The following is a 17,829-nucleotide window of genomic DNA, read 5'->3' as shown; positions in this document are numbered from 1 at the left end:
GCCGGCAGGCGAAATCGTGTATCAGAGGGAAGGGTACCAGCGCAACGACTTGTTGACCGGCCCCGGCGTGACCAACACTTTACCTCTGCCGGCCAGGTTCAACAGCAAGTTGCGCGCCTGATAGATGGTGATGTCGTTGGACTCGGCCAGCTGACGAGTGGTGGGCCACTCACCGGGCGGCGGCGGGGCCATGCCGTTGGCCGAAGGGCAGAGACGGTGCAGCGTCGTTAATAAATGCTGCTGCAGGTTTTGTAATTCTTGTTGTTTTGACGTGCGTTTTATCATGTCAGCCTCCCTTAAACTTCAGCCGAGTTTTGATATAACGATAAGCGTCGCCCGGAAAATAATGCCCTGTCCCGGCAATACCCTTCCTGAACCGGTAGCGAACGCCTGCCTGAACCCGATATTTCCGCTGCTATAAACCTGCGACGTTCATGTATCGGGAGCGGTAATGGGGTGGCTAAATGTTCAGCCTGCTGTATGTAATGGCTGTGCTTCATTGTTTTTCTCCATGGTTTACTGCCCGGTGCTGGTTTTCACCAGACCGAATTGATAAGCCTCCCTTTCCATTTCCGAATCATTATAACGCAAATAGAAAAAAGGCGATCAATAATGTCGCATGATATATATTTTACGAGATAATCGACTGAGGTTATTAATTTTACGATCTGTTGTCTCGAAAAAATATATTTGCCCTGTGGTTTTTGGGCTTATATCTCGTATTTATTGCTTTTGGCGGGAATGGCTTTTCAAATTGCGACGGTTTTTGTAACAATATTTGGGCCGAAACAAACGAGTGAGTTGAATCTTAGTTGAATTTTCCGTGGAGCGGTAAATATTCACGGAAGTTCACGGGTTTGATTATTTTTCTTCCTCATCAGCATGGGTTTCGCTGAGTACCTAAAACGAGTGATGGTGAAATGAAAGTCGCGGTTTAATTATCGCGAGAATTTGTTTTGGCTGCGAATAATACCGTTTTAATTCTGGACTGTATAAATAACTGTTAAAGGAACGGGAGAGATCCTGCGCTTTTTACATAAATTAAAGGAATAAGTGAATTATGAAACTGAACAAAATCATGCTGACAGCAGTTCTGGCGTTTGGCGTTTCTTCTCTGGCGCATGCTGCCGATCAAGGGCATGGCAAAGTGACGTTTACCGGTTCCATTATTGATGCGCCTTGCTCCATTTCTCCCGAGACCGTGGACCAGACCGTGGATATGGGCCAGGTGTCCAACGTTGCGTTGAAAAATGGCGGCAAATCAGCGCCGCGCCAGTTCGATATTAAGCTGGAACAGTGCGACAACTCGACGCTAAAAACCGTCACCACCACCTTCGAAGGCAAAGCCTCTACCGCCAACAAGGACCTGCTGGGCATCGTCGGCACCGCCAGCGGCGCCAGCATCGCCATCACCGACACCGCCAGCAACCCGATCAAGCTGGGCACCGCAACGGCTCCACAGAACCTGGGTACCGGCACCAACACGCTGCGCTTCGCGGCTTACCTGCAGGGCGACGGCGCTTCCTCCGCCGTGGTTCCGGGCGACTTCACCGCCGTGGCCGATTTCAAGCTGGCTTACCAGTAAGCCTGCGCCATTGGCGTGACTTTTTGCATGCGGGAGCCCCCGCATGCATTTTCCCTGGATGGAAGGCAAGTGTCAGGAGGTTTAATGCGCCGGTTTATTCACCCTTTAGTGTCTCCTTGCATATTGATGGCCACGCTGATGAGCCCGGCCGTGTCGGCGGCGTCCGGCTCTCAAGGTTGGGGGCGCGTAAATATGCAAGGAGCCATTATTGATACCGCTTGTGCGATTGCCGCCGGCAGCCGCGAGCAGACTATCGATATGGCTGTGATGCCGACGGGAAATATTATGCGCGACGGCTTAGGGAATACGCACCCATTCACCATCGAATTAATCAACTGCACGCTTGAGCGTCCAAAGCCGAATTTACCGGACTGGCGACAGTTTCAGGTGGTTTTCGACGGCGACGCCGACGGCGACTTATTCGGCGTGCACGGTGAGGCGAAAGGCATCGCGCTGCAAATATCCGATGGCCTGGGGAATATCGCCGCGCCTGGCCGGCCATTGCCGCTGGGCGATATAACGCCGGGCAACATGTCGCTCAATTACTCCATTAAATTGGTTGCCAATAACCAGCCGATGCGTGCGGGAAGCTATTTTTCCGCCGTGCGGTTCAAGCTGGATTATTACTGAGCGCTGTTATTGCGGCAAGCCGCAACGCCAGAATTATACGATATAAGGTTAGGGATATGATGTTGTCGCCTGCTGGGAAGCTATTTCGTTTTCAGGTGCTGGGATTATGTATCACGCTGGCGCTGGGAAGTTCATCAACGCGGGTCTATGCCGAAGATGGCGTTCAGTTTAATGCCGACATTTTGGACGTGAACGATCGCAAAAATATCGACCTAAGCCAATTTTCCCGCAGCGGATACATTATGCCGGGAAGTTACGGCATGGTGGTTCATCTCAATAAAAGCGAGTTGCCCGAGCAGAAAATCGCTTTTTATCCGCCGGACAACGATCCTGCCGGCAGCCGTGCCTGCGTCGCTAAAGCGTTGGTCGATCAGCTTGGGCTGAAATCGGCGGCGATGCAATCGCTCACCTGGTGGCATCAGGGCGAGTGTCTGGATGAGTCCAGCCTGAAAGGCATGGTGTCGCGGGGCGATCTGGCGACGGGGACGCTGTACCTGAGCGTGCCGCAGGCTTACCTGGAATACAGCTCGGATGACTGGGATCCGCCGTCGCGCTGGGATGAGGGCATTCCAGGGCTGCTGTTCGATTACAACGTCAACGCACAAAGCCGACAGCAGCAGCAGGGCGGCACGCGTGGTTACAGCGTCAGCGGCAACGGCACCGCCGGCGCCAACCTGGGCGCGTGGCGTCTGCGCGCCGACTGGCAGGGGCAGGTCAATCATCAGACCGGCAGCGGGCAATCCACGGAAAAACGCCTGGATTGGAGCCGCTATTACGCCTATCGGGCCGTTTCCGCGTTGCGCTCGCGCCTGACGCTCGGCGAGGACTATCTGGATTCGGGCATTTTCGACAGCTTTCGTTTCTCGGGGGTGAGCCTGGTGTCGGACGACAACATGCTGCCTCCCAACCTGCGCGGCTATGCGCCTGAGGTGGTTGGGGTCGCCAAGACCAACGCCAAGGTGACCATCAGCCAGCAGGGGCGGGTGATCTATGAAACCCAGGTGGCGGCGGGGCCGTTTCGCATTCAGGACATCAACGACGCCGTCACCGGCGAGCTGGACGTGCGGGTGGAGGAACAGGACGGCGGCGTGCAAGCGTTCAAGGTCAATACCGCCAGCATTCCTTACCTGACGCGCCCCGGATCGTGGCGCTTCAAACTGGCCGCCGGCAAACCGTCGGACTGGCAACACCATTCACGCGGGCCGCTGTTCGGCACCGGCGAGTTTTCCTGGGGCGTCAGCAACGGTTGGTCGCTGTATGGCGGTGCGTTGCTGGGCGGCGACTATAACGCGCTGTCATTGGGGGTCGGCCGCGATCTGATGATGTTCGGCGCGCTGTCGTTCGACGCCACCCAGTCGCGGGCGCGGTTGCCGCAGCGAGACGAGACGCTCAGCGGCGGCTCTTACCGGGTGAGCTATTCGAAAACGTTCGACGAGCTGGACAGTCAGGTCACCTTCGCCGGCTATCGCTTCTCGGAAGAGGACTTCATGAGCATGAGCGAGTATCTCGACGCGCGCTATTACGGCAGCCGGGTCGGCAACAACAAGGAGATGTACACCATCACCTTCAACAAGCAGTTCCGCGACTGGGGGCTGAGCAGCTACCTCAACTACAGCCACCAGACCTATTGGGATCGCCCGTCCAACGACCGTTACAACCTGACGCTGTCGAGCTACTTCGATCTCGGCGAGATAAAAAACCTGAACCTGTCGCTGTCGGCCTATCGCAACCGTTACAACGACACCAACGACGACGGCGTGTACCTGTCGCTGTCGATGCCGTGGGGCAACGGCGCCACGCTCAGCTACAACAGCACGGTGAACCGTAACGACACCACGAACCGGGTGGGTTACTACCAGCGAGTCGATGAACACAACAATTACCAACTGAGCGCCGGCAGCGCCCGTCATGGTGCCAACCTGAGCGGCTACTACAACCACGAGGGTGATGCGGCGCGCCTGAGCGCCAACGCCAGCTATCAGGAAGGGCGCTACAGCGCCGTGGGGGTGTCCGCGCAGGGCGGCGCGACGCTGACGCCGGAGGGCGGCGCATTGCACCGCGTCGGCATGATCGGCGGCACGCGCCTGCTGCTGGACACCAACGGCGTGGGCGGGGTGCCGGTGCGCGGCTACGGCAGCACCGTTCGCACCAACCGCTTCGGCAAGGCGGTGGTGGCGGACGTCAACAGCTACTACCGCAACAAGGCCAGCATCGATCTGGACAAACTGGGCGACAACGCCGAAGCCACCCGCTCGGTGGTGCAGGCCACCCTGACCGAAGGCGCGATCGGCTACCGTCAGTTTGACGTTATCGCCGGCGAGAAAGCGATGGCGATCGTCAAACTGGCGGACGGCAGCACGCCGCCGTTCGGCGCCACGGTGCTGAACGCCCGCAAACAAGAGACCGGCATCGTCAATGACGGCGGCAGCGTGTACCTGAGCGGCGTCAGAGCCGGTGAGAGCATGACGCTGCACTGGAGCGGCGCGGCGCAGTGCCAGGTGCAGCTGCCGGCAACGCTGCCGGCCGACATGCTGACGCGCACGCTGCTGCTGCCGTGTCGGCCGATCGCCGCGGCGCAATCGGCCCCGGTTGAATAAACCCATCACCCTGAATCTGGAGTTATCGACAACATGCAAATTTTTTCTCTGAAAACCGCAGCGGCGTTCGCGCTGTTGGGCGCCACGGTGTCGCAGCACGCGCAGGCGGCGATCGCGCTCGACCGTACCCGGGTGATCTTCGACGGCGGCCAGAACTCGGTCAGCCTCAATCTCAGCAATCAGAATAAGCAGCTGCCGTACCTGGCGCAGGGGTGGCTGGAGGACGAGCAGGGCAACAAAATCCAAAGCCCGCTGGTGGTCTTGCCGCCGGTGCAGCGCATCGAGCCGGGTAAGCCGAGCCAGATCAAGATTCAGGCGTTGCCGGCGGCCAGACAGCTGCCGCAGGACAGGGAGACGCTGTACTACTTCAACCTGCGCGAGATACCGCCGAAGAGCAACAAGCCCAATACGCTGCAGATCGCGCTGCAGACGCGCATCAAGCTGTTTTATCGCCCGGCGGCGATCGTGCCGAGCCGCACCGACATGGCGACGCCATGGCAGGAGCAGCTGACGCTGACGCGGCAAGGGGAGAGTTACCAGGTCAATAACCCGACGCCGTACTACATCACCATCGTCGATGCGGGCAGCAAAAAGGGCGGTGAGGGCGTGAAAGGGTTTGAGCCCTTCATGATCGCGCCGAAGAGCCAGGCGCGCCTGACCGTAGGCGCTGCGGGGCTGGGCGGCAGCCCGGTGCTGACCTATATCAACGATTACGGCGGCCGGCCGCAGCTGAGCTTCAGCTGCAGCGGCGCGAGCTGCAAGGTGGTGCCGGAAAAACGGGCGGCGTCATGACCCACCGTGAGCGGGCGGTGTCGACGGGAGAGCCATTCAGGGGAAAAGGATGAAACGAGAACGGAGAAAGGTCGGCGAGCGCGCGTTGATGCTGGCGCTCAGCCTTGGCGTGGTCGCGATGCCTTCGGCGCAGGCCGACGTGGTGGACAACTGGCAGGTGGAGGGCGCCCATGGCGTGCTGCAGGTGTACGGCGCGCTGACGGAGAGCGCCTGTCGACTGGAGATGACCAGCGCGCGGCAGGAGATCTGGCTGGGTGAGACCGGCACCGCGCGCATGCGCCAGGCCGGCGATCGCGGGCGGCCGGTGGCGTTCGAGCTGCGTTTGATGGATTGCCTGCGCACCCCGGGCGGCCAGCGTGATGCGCGCACCGGCGCGCTGGTTTGGGCGCCGAATCAGCCGGCGGTGACGGTCAGCTTCGCCTCGGTGGCGGACAGCGACAACCCGCAGCTGGTGAAGGCGCAGGGCGTTTCCGGGATGGGGCTGCGCCTGCGTGATGGCCGTGGCCGCGACGTTCGGCTGGGGAGCCGCGGCGAGCCGCTGCTGTTGACGCCGGGGCAAGACGCGCTGAGCTACAGCGTGGCACCGGAGCGGACTGCGGCGCCGTTGATGGCCGGCGCTTATCGGGCGACGGTGGACTTTAGGCTGAACTATGACTGAGGCGAGGACATGGTGCTGAGGATAACACGGGGCCGGGCGCTGATTGGGTTGGCGGGGCTGCTGGCGCTGGGCCTTCCGCCGGCTCAGGCGACCACGGTGAACGTGCGGGTCACCGTGCTTTCTCCACCCTGCATCATCAATGGCGGGCGGCCGATCGAAGTGGATTTTGGCGACGAAGTGATGACCACCCGCATCGATGGCGTCAACTATCGGCGGGCGGTGAGTTACACGCTGACGTGCAGCGGGCAGAGCAGCAACGGGCTCAAGCTGCAGGTACAGGGGACGGCGAGCGGTTTCGACGGCCAGCTGCTGCGCACCAGTAAAGACGGGTTGGGCATTGCGTTGATGAGCGGTGGCCGCCGTTGGCCGATCAACCAGTGGTTGAACTTTACCTACCCGACCGCGCCGACGCTTGAAGCGGTGCCGGTGAAGTCGGCCACAGCCAAACTGGCGGCGGGCGAGTTCACCGCGGGCGCCACCATGAAGGTGGATTACCAGTAACGCGGGAGCGAGAGCATGAAACTACGTTTTACGGCGAGCGTGCTGCTGTGCGCCGGGATGGCGTGCCATTTCGCCTGGGCGGAGAAAACGGTCGATATGCAGTTTCGCGGCACGCTGATCGAACCGCCGCCCTGCACCATTAACGATGACGGGATCATCGACGTGAACTTCGGCGATCGCGTCGGCATTAACAAGGTTGATGGCGTGAACTATCGGCAAAATATCGGTTACCGCATTCGCTGCGAACCGGGGATCGGCAAATGGGACATGCTGTTGAGCCTGACCGGCACCGCCGCGACGTTTGACGAAGCGGCGGTGCAAACCGACCGGCGCTATCTGGGCATCCGCATTTACCAGAACGCACAGCCGTTCAAAGTGGGCAGCGCGCTGCCTGTCGATCCGGCCAAGCCGCCGGTGCTGGAGGCGGTACCGGTCGGCAAATCGGGTGAAACCCTGACGGAAGGCGCGTTCGAGGCCACGGCGACGCTGCGGGCCGAGTATCAATGAAGGAGGAGGCGAGCGTGAAAACAACGCAAGGCGGCCGGGGCGTTATCGGCCTGGTGCTGTTGGCGCTGGGCGTGAACGGGGCCGCGCAGGCCGCAGACAATCTACGCATGCGCGGTGCGCTGGTGGCGGAACCCTGCGTTATTCAGCCGGGCGACGAAGACATCGAGCTGGATTTCGGCACGCTGGTCGACAAGTACCTGTACCTGAACCAGCGCACGCAGGGGCAACCTTTCGAGCTGCGGTTGGCGCAGTGCGATCTCAGCCTGGGCAAGACGGTGTCGATCACCTTCAAAGGAACGGAGAATGCGCAGCTGCCGGGGCTGCTGGCGCTGGCGGCGAGCAGCCAGGCGCGCGGGATCGCCATCGGTATGGAGACGCTGCAGGGGCAGCCTTTGCCGCTCAACAGCGCCGGCGGCAAGTACCCGTTGCAGGACGGCGGCACGGTGATTGGCATACAGGCCTATGTGCGCGGCGAACCGGAAGCGTTGGCAAAGCGAACCCTCGGCCGCGGCGCTTTCAGCGCCATTGCGACTTTCAGTCTGGACTACCAATGAGCGCCGGGTTCCGGCAAAACAGAATAAGGATATGACGCGATGCAGCGTGTTCACTTCAGCGCGATGTACTTACTGCTCGGCCTGCTGCCGGGGCTGTGCTCGGCGCAAATTTACTCCTACGTGACCAAAAGCAGCGGTTCCCCCAGTGACGCCCAATATGAGTATGTGCTTGAGAGCTGGGATACGGATGATCCGTCGCCAAACCCTTGCTATCAGAAAAGCCAGTGTGCGATCGGGATCAACCACCGCCACACCAGCGCCAACACCGGCGGCAGCACCAATGTGACGCCATCGGCTTCGGTTGTCGGTTCCTCCGCACATCCGCAGATCACCAAACTGAAGACGATGGGGGAACTCAGCAGCTATTACCAGCGCTATTACCCGTTGCCGATTAGCGGCAACACCTCACATGTGGGCGATCCCATCACTCAGGAGTGCGTGGGGCTGTTTTATACCACCAGTTCCGGTTCCGCCGTTGTGGGGTCCAGCGCACGGCTGATGCCGAGCAGCGTCTGCGGCATCGCGCCGCCGCCGGTCGGGGTGTGCGGCATCGATGAGCAACAGCTCGATCTGAACCACGGCGTATTGCCGGATACCGAATTGGCGGGCAACACGGCGCGCGGCAGCCTGCGCGTGGTTTGCTCGCAGAAGATGAACATCGTCATGTATATCCGCGTCGGCAGCAATGGCCGCCTGGATCTGGGGAGCTCCGGCGTCTACAGCACGCTGCGCATCAACGGCGCCCTGGGCAACCTGGGGTATCAGTTCACTGCGGATACGCGCGGAGTCACGGTGCCGATCACCTCCACGCTCGGCGTGACGGGCACCATCAAGGCCGGCAATTACTCGGGGCAATCGGTCGCCATTTTAGCGCTGCCGTAGCCGCATTATCCCGCCGCGCGCCGCCACGATACGGCGCTGTGTCATGGCGGTGCCCGTCATCCGGGAGGATGACTCACGCCCGGCGGCGGCCGGGAAAGATTATTTCAAAGGGAGCGTGCCGATGGAAAGCACCATCACTCTGGCGTTTATCGATAATGACCGTTTCTTTATTGACGGTTTGCAGCAACTGCTGCTGCCGTATTTCGCGCGTCGCGGCATACGGGTGCAACTGCTCGACGCCGCCCTGGCGCACCGGGCGGATATGGTGTTTCAGTCCGTGGCGCGGGACTGGCAGGCGCGTTTCTGCCTGCGGTCAGCGAGCGGCGGCCGGCCGATGAACTTTGCGTTGCGTGTGCCGGACGATACCCGTTGGCGCGAGAACCCGCGCTGCGCCAGCGAAACGGGCGTCATTTTCCGCAACGACTCGCCGGGCAGCGTATTACGCCAGTTGGAACGGGCACTGACGGCGCGGGCGCATGGCGATGTCGCACACCGTTGCTATTGGTGTGAACGTCAGCGCATTACTCGCCGTGAACGGGATGTGATGCGCTATCTGGCCAGTGAATTACCGCAGGCCACCATCGCGCGCAACCTGCGTCTGAGCGTGAAAACCGTCAGCAACCACAAGCAGGCGGCGATGAGGAAGCTGGGGTTCAAACGCAACGCGGATCTCTACCGCTGGCTGCGCTTGGGCGGATTGAACACCGTAGAGCGGCCGCAAGGGTAAGCGGCCGGGGGGCGTCAATACAGCAGCGTCATCGCGCTGAAGAACAGCAGGGTCAACGCGATGATGATGACGTTTTGCGTGGCTTTGCGCACCAGCCTGCTGGCGCTCAGCCGGCTGTCGATGACGTAGAGCAGCGGCACCATCAGCAGCACGTAGGCAAACATCAGCATGGCGGTAAAGGGCTGCAGGTTCATTCATGTTCCTCCTGTGCGTCATCATGGCCGATCAAATGTACCAGCACGGCTTGCGTCTGGTGAGGCAAACCGACAAAAGACGGGGCGGAGGGAAAGGCCGGCACGAACGCTACGCCGGCGCGCCGCGTTTTCACCGCCGCTTGCAGGATTTTCTTTCGATGTTTCCGAGTATGGTCGACCATGCGCCTCCGAATAAGGCCGCCTGAAGGCGGCCGACTGCCGTATTGCCCATTAAGCTGGAGAAGGATTGCGGGCCACTGCCTGGCCACAAAGCCATAATATTGCGAATGATAATTATTATCAATAATGAAGATGAAAAAAATAGGGGTATTGCGGGCGGGCGTTTCGGCGGGGCATAAAAAGAAAAAGCACGCCTTGCGGCGTGCTTTGCGGAGTATTAACCCAGACGGTTACTTCTGATCGGGCAGAGCGTACGCGATCACATAGTCGCCCAGCTTGGTGCCGAAGGAACCGTGGCCGCCGGCGAAGATCAGCACGTACTGCTTGCCGTTGACCTCATAGGTCATCGGCGTCGCCTGGCCGCCGGCCGGCAAACGCGCTTCCCACAGTTTTTCACCGTTGGTCACGCTGAAGGCGCGCAGGTAGTTGTCTGCGGTGGCGCCGATGAAGAACACGTTACCGGCGGTGGTCACCGGGCCGCCCAGCATCGGCATGCCCATTTTGAACGGCAGCGGCAGCGGTGAGCTGTCGCGCACGGTGCCGATGCGTTTTTTCCACACGATGTCGTTGGTTTTCAGATCAACGGCGGAAATGTAACCCCAGGCCGGCTGTTTGCACGGCAGGCCGAACGGTGACAGGAACGGGTTCAGGGTGACGCCGAACGGCACGCCATACTGCGGCTGGATACCGGTTTCGGTGCCGCTGCCGCCTTTGTCGCCTTCCGGCGGCTCAATCGGGTTGCCTGGGCCGCGTGGGATCAGTTTGGAAACGAACGGCAGCGCGATCGGGTTGGCGATGGCGATTTCGCGATCGGTATCGACGGCCAGGCCGCCCCATTCGAACATGCCCAGGTTCCCCGGGAACACCAGCGTGCCCTGCTCGGAAGGCGGGGTGAAGGTGCCTTCATAACGCAGGCTGTGGAACATCACGCGGCAGACCAGTTGGTCATAGATGGTCGCGCCCCACATGTCCGCGCCGGTCAGTTTCTTCTCAGGACGGAAGGTCAGCTCGGAGAACGGCTGGGTCGGCGACAGGCGATCGCCCTTGGCCGGGCCCTGCGGTACCGGTTTCTCCGGCGCCGGCACTACCAGCTCGCCGTTGGTGCGGTTCAGCACGAAGATGTTGCCGGTTTTGGTCGGCACATAGATGACCGGCACTTTTTTGCCGCTCTTGTCGGTAATGTCCGCCAGGGTCGGCTGCGCCGGCACGTCCATATCCCACAGATCGTGGTGGACCGTCTGATAGAACCAGACCAGCTTACCGGTAGAGGCGTTCAGCGCCAACAGGCCGCTGGCGTAGCGCTCCATTTCCGGGGTGCGATCGCCGCCCCAGATGTCCGGCGTGGCGACGCCCATCGGCAGATAAACGATATCCAGCTTGGCGTCATAAGCGGCCGGTGCCCAGGAGTTCGGCGAGTTCGGCACGAAGTGATGCTCGTCCGCCGGGATGGCGTTCGGATCTTTCGCGCCCGGATCGAAGGCCCACAGCAGCTTGCCGCTGTTGACGTCGAAGCCACGGATCACGCCGGAAGGCTCGCGGTTGGAGTAGTTGTCGGTCACGGCGCCGGCGACGACGATCACGTTATCGGTGATCACCGGCGGCGAAGTCGGCTCGTAGTGGCCCGGCGTCGCATACGGCATGTTGCTCTGCAGATTCAGCTCGCCGTTGTTGGCGAAGTCTGGGCACGGTTTACCGGTTTCGGCATCCAGCGCGAATAGACGGCCGTCGTTGACCGGCAGAATGATGCGGCGCGCGCACATTGCCGGTGCGGCGTCGCCGGCGGCGCCCGCAGCCGCAGCGGTTTCGTGGTAAGACACGCCGCGGCAGGTGATGTGCTGGAAGGTCGGGTTATATTTCAGCTGCGGATCAAATTTCCACTTCTCTTTACCGGTGGCGGCATCCAGCGCGAACAGCTTCTGGTGCGGGGTACACATGTAAAGGGTATCGCGGATCTTGATCGGTGTGACTTCGTTGGTGATCTCGCCCGGATCGTTGGCGGTCTTCAGATCGCCGGTCTGGAAACGCCAGGCCTCTTGCAGCTGGCCGACGTTTTTGTCGTTGATCTGGCTCAGCGGCGAATAACGAGTGCCTTCCTGGGTGCGGCCATAGGCCGGCCAGTCTGCGCCGGTGGTGTCTTTCGGCTGTACCTGCGCGGCGTCGAGCGTACCGTTGATCTCTTGCGGATCGTTGAACACGGCATAGGCCAGCGCGATGACGGTGATGACCAGCGCCGCGCTCAGCGCGCCGTAGGCGAACTTGCCGTTAGCGACCAGCTTGCGGTAGATAAACGGCAGCACCAGCCACAGGCCGAAGAAGAAGGTAACGTCGAGCCGCGGCGTCAGCGCCCAGAAGTCCGGGCCGACTTCCCACAGGGCCCAAAGGGTGGTGCCCAACAGGAACACCGCGTACAGCAGCAGCGCGGTGGCGCGGCGGCGGAACAGCAGCCATGAGGTCGCCAGCAGCACCAGCCCGGCGATGATGTAATACAGCGAACCGCCCAACTTGGCGAGCCAGATGCCGCCGCCGAGCAGATAGAGCCCGCTCAGCGCGGCAAACAGCGCCGTTATGACGATAAGCGGCGATAGTGACGCTTTATTTTGCATAGCAATACCCTTACCAAAAATGAAAGTCCCCGATTTAGAGATTAAGCCAAATCGCAAAAAACACGCGGTTTCTCCCTACTATTTCAGCGAGAAGCCGCTAGGGTGACGTAAAACCCATCCCGTTTTTTAACCTTAAGGTGCTTTGCCTTATTCAAAGCGATAAGACAAGGTGGCGCCGCCACCCCAGTTGCGCCCCGGCGCCGGTTCGAAATAGCGCCCTTGGCTTTCGTTGACGATCACCGAACCGACGTAGCGGCGATCGAAAACATTGTCCACCCGGCTGAACACGTCCAGCGCCCAGCGGTTCCAGGTAAAGCGATAGCCGGCGTTCACGCCGGCCGTGGTGTAAGCGGGGGCCTGCGCGTTGTTGGCGTCATTGGCCTGAATATCGCTCATGTAGCGCAGCTCCGCCCCGGCGTGCCAGCCTTCCGGCGGCGCATAGGCCAGTGAGGCGTAGCCCATGTTGCGGGCGATGCCCGGTAGGCGGTTGCCGGCGGGGGTACAGCCGGATTTGCCGCACATCTCGCTGCGGTAGGTGGCGTCCAGCAGCGTCCAGGCCATATGCAGGCGCCAGTCCAGCGCGAACTCCTGATCCAGCGCCAGCTCCAGGCCGCGCCGCCGGGTCTTGCCGGCGTTGGCGTAGCTGGTGCGCCCGCCGCTGCTTCCCGCCACCACCAGCTCGTTGTCGGTATCGGTCTGGAACAGGGCGGCGCTCACCAGGCCGTTGCCGAGACGCAGTTTGCTACCCAGTTCAACGGTGTCGCTGGTGGATGGCTGCAGGCCGATATTGAGGCCTGGCAGGCCGTCGGGGCGGTAGGAGAGTTCGTTGATGGTCGGGGTTTCGAAGCCGCGGCCGGCGGAGAGATAGACGTTCCACGCCGGGCTGATTTTGTAGTTGAGCGAGCCCATCGGCAGCCACTGGTGGTAGCGTTTGCTGCCGCTGTCATCGCCGTTGCCCGGCGTGATGTAGTAGTCGGTCGAATCGAAGCTGACCGTGCTGTAGCGCAGGCCGGCGTCCAGCGTCCAGTGCGGCGTCAGTTGCCAGGAGGTTTGCAGGTAAGGATCCAGGTTCCAGATGCGGTTCTTCTCATTGCGCCGCTGGTCGCCTTTCTCGCCGTAGTCCACTGTGCCGTCTCGCAAAATAATAAAGTTTTTGAACCCTTGGCGGCGTTCGGTCATGGTTTCATAATCCAGACCGCCGATCAGTGTTACCGGTAACGAAGCGAGAGTATCCTCATGCTTCCAGCGAGTGTCAATGCCCTGATATTTCCTTTCCAGCACGATCACCCCGCCGGCGTGGGCAGGATCGAATTGTTGTTCCTTACGAAACGATTGGTACTGCGTGGTGTGGCGCTCGCCGTGGTAGGCGGTCAGCGTCAGTTCGTCGCGCTCGCTCATCTGGCGCTGATAGCGCAGGCCGGCCTGGGTCTGATCGAGCGACTTGCGGGTGTTGTATTGATCCGCGCGCGGCGCTTGGCGCGGGTTTTCCTTCCATTCCGCTTCGGTCAGGCCGCCCGGATCGCCGGCGTCAATCGAGACGCTGTTGAACATCAGCGTCAGGGTGCTGACGTCGTCCAGCCGCACGCCGAGCTTGCCGTTGCCGAGGTTTTTGCGCGCGGCGCTGTGATCGCGATAGCCCTGAGTAGTGAAGCGGGTTCCCGATATAGCGTAGTTGACGTCGCCGGCCTGGGTGCCGTCGCCGGTGGCGCCGGTCGCTTTCACCCCGTAGCGCCAGGTGTTGTCGCTGCCGAAATAGCCGCCGGCCTCCAGCGTCGGCGGCTGGGTGCCGGTAATCGTATCAACATTGATCACCCCGCCCGAGGCGTTGCCGTACAGCGCGGAATAGGGGCCGCGCAGCACCTCGATGCGTTCGACGGAATTGATGTCGATATTGGAGGTTTGCCCCTGGCCGTCGGGCATGGTGGCGGGAATGCCGTCGACGTACATGCGCACCCCGCGCACGCCGAACATCGAACGGCTGCCGAACCCGCGTATCGACAGCTGCAGATCCTGCGCATAGTTTTGCCGGTTTTGAAGCTGCAGGCCCGGCACGCTGCCGAGGTTTTCCGACAGGTTAATCTGCGGGGCGGCGTTGCGCAGGTCTTGCCCGTCGATCACGCTGACGGACACCGGCGATCCCAGCTCGGTGAGGCCGGTAGGTTGCGCCATCACCACCAGGGTGTCGCTCTTTTCTTCAGTTTTTTCCGCCGCTGACGCCTGGCCGATGAACATGGGTTGCAGCAATAGCATCGCCGCCGGGGTCAGCACGGCGCTTTTCTTATTGGTCATGGGATAAATCTGCCACTGGTATTAAAAGGGAATCGCTGATCGATTCAGGGTTAGCCATCTGTCACTCCATCTACATGACGCTAAACGAAAAGGGTAGTGCATCCTGACATCAGTATAGAATATCTGCGGAAGGAACGTTCCCGGAAAATGTTCAATCCCCTGAGACGGTTAGCGGATTAATGAAACTGGCTCATAAGCTCAAGCGTATTTTGCCCCATAGTCATGGCGGCATGGGTCTTTTACAGTCATCTCATCCGAGCGGCTCTGTGTCAGGGGGCCGGTATCCATCCGCAGGAGAGTGAAGATGCAAACACGTAAGTTGGGGCGCGAAGGGCTGGAAGTATCGGCGTTGGGTCTGGGCTGCATGGGGCTCAGTTTTGGCTACGGCCCGGCTACCGACAAGCGGCAGGCGATCGATCTGATCCGTGCCGCGGTTGACGAGGGCGTGACGTTCTTCGATACCGCCGAGATTTATGGTCCGTTCACGAACGAGGAATTGTTGGGCGAAGCGCTGGCGCCGGTGCGCGATCGGGTCGTCATCGCTACCAAGTTCGGTTTCGATCTGCCGCAACCAGCGGGGCAACAGGTGTTGAACAGCCGCCCGGAGCATATTCGCTGGGCGGTGGAAGGTTCGCTGCAGCGCCTGCGGGTAGAGACTATCGATCTGCTGTATCAACACCGCGTCGATCCCGAGGTGCCTATCGAAGAGGTGGCGGGCACGGTGCAGCAACTGATTCGCGAAGGGAAAGTGAAGTACTTCGGCCTGTCGGAAGCCGGCGCGCAAACCATTCGGCGCGCCCACGCGGTGCAGCCGGTCACGGCGCTGCAAAGCGAATATTCGCTGTGGTGGCGCGAGCCGGAGCGTGAAATCCTGCCGACGCTGGCGGAACTGGGTATCGGTCTGGTGCCGTTCAGCCCGCTTGGCAAGGGCTTTCTCACCGGCGCCATCACCGAGGACACCACCTTTGACAGCGGCGATTTTCGCAACGTGGTGCCGCGCTTCAGCGCCGAGGCGCGCCGGGCCAATCAGGCGCTGGTGGGCGTGCTGGGGCAGATAGCGCAGCGCAAGGGCGTGACGCCGGCGCAGATCGCCCTGGCCTGGCTGCTGGCGCAGCAGCCGTGGATCGTGCCAATCCCGGGAACCACTAAGCGTCACCGACTGGAAGAAAACCTTGCGGCGGCGTCGGTGGTGTTGGCGGCGGACGAACTGGGCGAGATTGAGCGTGCGCTCTCCGCTATCGACGTGATCGGCGATCGCTACCCGGCGCATCTGCAAAAGAACGTCGGGCGTTAAGCCCCGCGCCGCAGCGCCTCAATCAGCAGCGCAAAGGCGGTGGTGTGTTGCCTGCGGCTTGGGTAATAGAGGTAATAGCCGGGAAACGGCGGGCACCACTCGTCCAGCGCCATCTGCAAGCGCCCGTCGGCCAGCGCCTCGGCGACGCTGTCTTCCGGCACGAAGGCGATGCCGAGACCGAGCTGTGCGGCGTCGATTCGCTGGCGCAGGCTGTTGAAGGTCAATTGCCCCTCCACCCGTACTTTGATCTCCCGGCCATCGCGGGCGAACTCCCAGGCGTACAACCCGCCGAGGGTGGGCAGGCGCATATTGATGCAACGGTGGTTTTGCAATGCCTGCGGCGTGGTGGGGAGGCCGTGACGGGCGAAATAGGCGGGTGAGGCGACGGCCACCATGCGCATGTCCGGGCCGATGCGCACCGCGATCATGTCCTTCGCCACCTGTTCCCCCAGCCGGATGCCGGCGTCGAAACGCCCGGCGACGATGTCGGTCAGGCTATTGTCGACGGTGATTTCCACGTTGATGTCCGGGTAATCGACGAGAAAAGTGCGCAGCACCGGCCACAGCACCGCATCCACCGCGTGTTCGCCGGCGGTGAGGCGGATGTTGCCGGCGGGGCGATCGCGCATTTCACCCAGCGCGTTCAGCTCGCTTTCTATCTCCGCAAAGCGCGGGCCGATGCTGTTGAGCAGCCGCTCACCGGCCTCGGTGGGGGCCACGCTGCGGGTGGTGCGCGTAAGCAAGCGCAGCGCCAGGCGTTCTTCCAGCCCGCGGATGGCGTGGCTGAGCGCCGATTGGGAAACCCCGAGCTGCGCCGCCGCTTTGGTGAAGCTGCGTTCTCTGGCCACCATCAGGAAAGCGATCAGGTCGTTAAAGTTTTCTTTCAACATATCGGCACCGGAGAGCAAGGTTAGGGCGCGGCCGCGCGTAGATTTATGAATTGAGCTCATAGCTCCTTGCGCATTTTAGCCGCTAGTCGCTGGAAAAGCATGGCGCTATCTTGGCATCACTGACCCATGACTATCAGCGCCGGCTGTGAGAGCCGGCGCGGAGGACACTACAGATGAAAATACAACGCAGCGGTTCGATCCCTTCGCAGCGCGGCCCGGCGGATTACTTTACCGGGCAGGTGCGCATCGACGCGCCGTTCACCGGCGAGGCGCCGGCCAGAGTGGGCGGCGCAACCGTCACCTTCGAACCCGGCGCCCGCACGGCCTGGCATACTCACCCGCTCGGTCAGACGCTGATCGTCACTCAGGGGCGCGGTTGGATCCAGATGTGGGGCGAGAAGACGCAGGAAATGCACCCCGGCGATATCGTCTGGATCCCGGCGGATGTCAAACACTGGCACGGCGCGACGCCGGACTGCGCCATGACCCATATCGCCATCGCCGAAGCGGTGGACGGCAGCCCGGTGACCTGGCTGGAGCCGGTCAGCGAGGCGGAGTACCGGCAATAACGGCGCTCAGGACCTGCGGTTCTGTTCGCAGAACCGCAGGCGGTTGCCGAACGGATCGGTGAGGTTCAGTTCCTTGCCCCAATCGACAATCTCCAGGCCCGGCCGTGCATAGCGGTAGTTTTTGGCCGTGAGTTCGCGATGCAGCGCTTCGATGTCCTGCATCGGAATGAAAATGGCGGCGCCGGGCGTGCTGTCGCCGTAGTGTTCGCTCAGGTGCAGCGTCAGCCCGGCGCGGGCAATCTGCATGTACAGCGGCAGGTCTTCGCTGAAACGGTGCTCCCACTCCAGCGTGAAATCGAGAAAATCCAGGTAAAACTCTTTGGCCTTGTCGACCGAAAAGATGCGCAGGATCGGAATGGCGGGCGAGAAGGCGATCA

General features: G+C 61.3%; 18 protein-coding genes. 12 read left to right on the top strand and 6 right to left on the bottom strand.

Annotated features, from left to right (window positions below):
- Window positions 1-21 precede the first annotated feature (21 nt).
- Window positions 22-285 (bottom strand): FaeA/PapI family transcriptional regulator, encoded by a 264-nt coding sequence (locus GKN89_RS04985; protein WP_063918616.1) that lies wholly within the window; start codon window positions 283-285, stop codon window positions 22-24.
- A 775-nt stretch (window positions 286-1,060) separates the two neighbouring features.
- Between GKN89_RS04985 and GKN89_RS04980 the strand changes: the two genes are divergently transcribed.
- The 10 genes from GKN89_RS04980 (at window position 1,061) to GKN89_RS04935 (ending at window position 9,433) form a co-directional block, all read left to right on the top strand.
- Window positions 1,061-1,585, top strand: a complete 525-nt coding sequence (locus GKN89_RS04980; RefSeq protein ID WP_019453456.1) for a fimbrial protein — start codon at window positions 1,061-1,063, stop codon at window positions 1,583-1,585.
- An 84-nt stretch (window positions 1,586-1,669) separates the two neighbouring features.
- Window positions 1,670-2,215 (top strand): fimbrial protein, encoded by a 546-nt coding sequence (locus tag GKN89_RS04975; RefSeq protein WP_154746455.1) that lies wholly within the window; start codon window positions 1,670-1,672, stop codon window positions 2,213-2,215.
- Between the two features lie 56 nt (window positions 2,216-2,271).
- Window positions 2,272-4,812: an outer membrane usher protein gene (locus GKN89_RS04970; RefSeq protein ID WP_154746454.1), complete on the top strand. Its 2,541-nt coding sequence runs from the start codon at window positions 2,272-2,274 to the stop codon at window positions 4,810-4,812.
- Window positions 4,813-4,845: 33 nt separating this feature from the next.
- A complete protein-coding gene (locus GKN89_RS04965; protein WP_019453459.1) occupies window positions 4,846-5,604 on the top strand; it encodes a fimbria/pilus periplasmic chaperone in 759 nt (252 codons plus the stop codon).
- Between the two features lie 49 nt (window positions 5,605-5,653).
- Window positions 5,654-6,262, top strand: coding sequence for a fimbrial protein (locus GKN89_RS04960; protein ID WP_050439758.1), 609 nt, complete (start codon window positions 5,654-5,656; stop codon window positions 6,260-6,262).
- Between the two features lie 9 nt (window positions 6,263-6,271).
- The gene (locus GKN89_RS04955) at window positions 6,272-6,763 is read left to right on the top strand and encodes a fimbrial protein (protein ID WP_025159864.1); all 492 of its coding nucleotides are present in this window, start codon (window positions 6,272-6,274) and stop codon (window positions 6,761-6,763) included.
- Between the two features lie 15 nt (window positions 6,764-6,778).
- Window positions 6,779-7,270: a fimbrial protein gene (locus GKN89_RS04950; protein ID WP_019453462.1), complete on the top strand. Its 492-nt coding sequence runs from the start codon at window positions 6,779-6,781 to the stop codon at window positions 7,268-7,270.
- On the top strand, window positions 7,267-7,824 hold the full coding sequence (locus tag GKN89_RS04945) for a fimbrial protein (protein WP_019453463.1): 558 nt from the start codon (window positions 7,267-7,269) through the stop codon (window positions 7,822-7,824). Before GKN89_RS04950 ends, GKN89_RS04945 begins: the two co-directional genes overlap by 4 nt.
- Window positions 7,825-7,863: 39 nt before the next feature.
- A complete protein-coding gene (locus tag GKN89_RS04940; RefSeq protein ID WP_063918613.1) occupies window positions 7,864-8,706 on the top strand; it encodes a hypothetical protein in 843 nt (280 codons plus the stop codon).
- A gap of 121 nt (window positions 8,707-8,827) precedes the next feature.
- Window positions 8,828-9,433 carry a helix-turn-helix transcriptional regulator gene (locus tag GKN89_RS04935; protein ID WP_154746453.1) on the top strand — a complete coding sequence of 202 codons (606 nt, stop codon included), beginning with the start codon at window positions 8,828-8,830 and terminating at the stop codon, window positions 9,431-9,433.
- Window positions 9,434-9,447: 14 nt separating this feature from the next.
- Here the strand turns inward: GKN89_RS04935 and GKN89_RS04930 are convergent, their stop codons facing one another.
- From GKN89_RS04930 to pqqU, 3 genes are all read right to left on the bottom strand, one after another.
- The gene (locus GKN89_RS04930; RefSeq protein WP_019453466.1) at window positions 9,448-9,627 is read right to left on the bottom strand and encodes a hypothetical protein; all 180 of its coding nucleotides are present in this window, start codon (window positions 9,625-9,627) and stop codon (window positions 9,448-9,450) included.
- A 410-nt stretch (window positions 9,628-10,037) separates the two neighbouring features.
- Window positions 10,038-12,410: a glucose/quinate/shikimate family membrane-bound PQQ-dependent dehydrogenase gene (locus GKN89_RS04925; protein ID WP_019453468.1), complete on the bottom strand. Its 2,373-nt coding sequence runs from the start codon at window positions 12,408-12,410 to the stop codon at window positions 10,038-10,040.
- Between the two features lie 147 nt (window positions 12,411-12,557).
- Window positions 12,558-14,642 carry a TonB-dependent receptor PqqU gene (gene pqqU / locus GKN89_RS04920; RefSeq protein WP_154746665.1) on the bottom strand — a complete coding sequence of 695 codons (2,085 nt, stop codon included), beginning with the start codon at window positions 14,640-14,642 and terminating at the stop codon, window positions 12,558-12,560.
- Window positions 14,643-15,003: 361 nt separating this feature from the next.
- On the opposite strand from pqqU, the gene GKN89_RS04915 reads away from it, so the two are divergent.
- Window positions 15,004-15,993, top strand: coding sequence for an aldo/keto reductase (locus tag GKN89_RS04915; RefSeq protein WP_154746452.1), 990 nt, complete (start codon window positions 15,004-15,006; stop codon window positions 15,991-15,993).
- Here GKN89_RS04915 and GKN89_RS04910 read toward each other — a convergent pair.
- Window positions 15,990-16,883 (bottom strand): LysR family transcriptional regulator, encoded by an 894-nt coding sequence (locus GKN89_RS04910; RefSeq protein ID WP_025159861.1) that lies wholly within the window; start codon window positions 16,881-16,883, stop codon window positions 15,990-15,992. The two genes, GKN89_RS04915 and GKN89_RS04910, sit on opposite strands and share 4 nt — an antisense overlap.
- Before the next feature lie 173 nt (window positions 16,884-17,056).
- Here GKN89_RS04910 and GKN89_RS04905 point away from each other — a divergent pair, with 173 nt between their 5' ends.
- Window positions 17,057-17,452, top strand: coding sequence for a cupin domain-containing protein (locus GKN89_RS04905; RefSeq protein WP_154746451.1), 396 nt, complete (start codon window positions 17,057-17,059; stop codon window positions 17,450-17,452).
- A gap of 6 nt (window positions 17,453-17,458) precedes the next feature.
- On the opposite strand, the gene GKN89_RS04900 is transcribed toward GKN89_RS04905, so the two are convergent.
- Window positions 17,459-17,827: a glyoxalase superfamily protein gene (locus GKN89_RS04900; RefSeq protein ID WP_370520173.1), complete on the bottom strand. Its 369-nt coding sequence runs from the start codon at window positions 17,825-17,827 to the stop codon at window positions 17,459-17,461.
- Window positions 17,828-17,829 lie beyond the last annotated feature (2 nt).

The sequence above is a fragment of the Serratia sp. YC16 genome (assembly GCF_009707615.1).
Classification (GTDB): Bacteria; Pseudomonadota; Gammaproteobacteria; order Enterobacterales; family Enterobacteriaceae; genus Serratia; species Serratia surfactantfaciens.
This window is presented reverse-complemented; position numbering and strand designations above follow the sequence as displayed.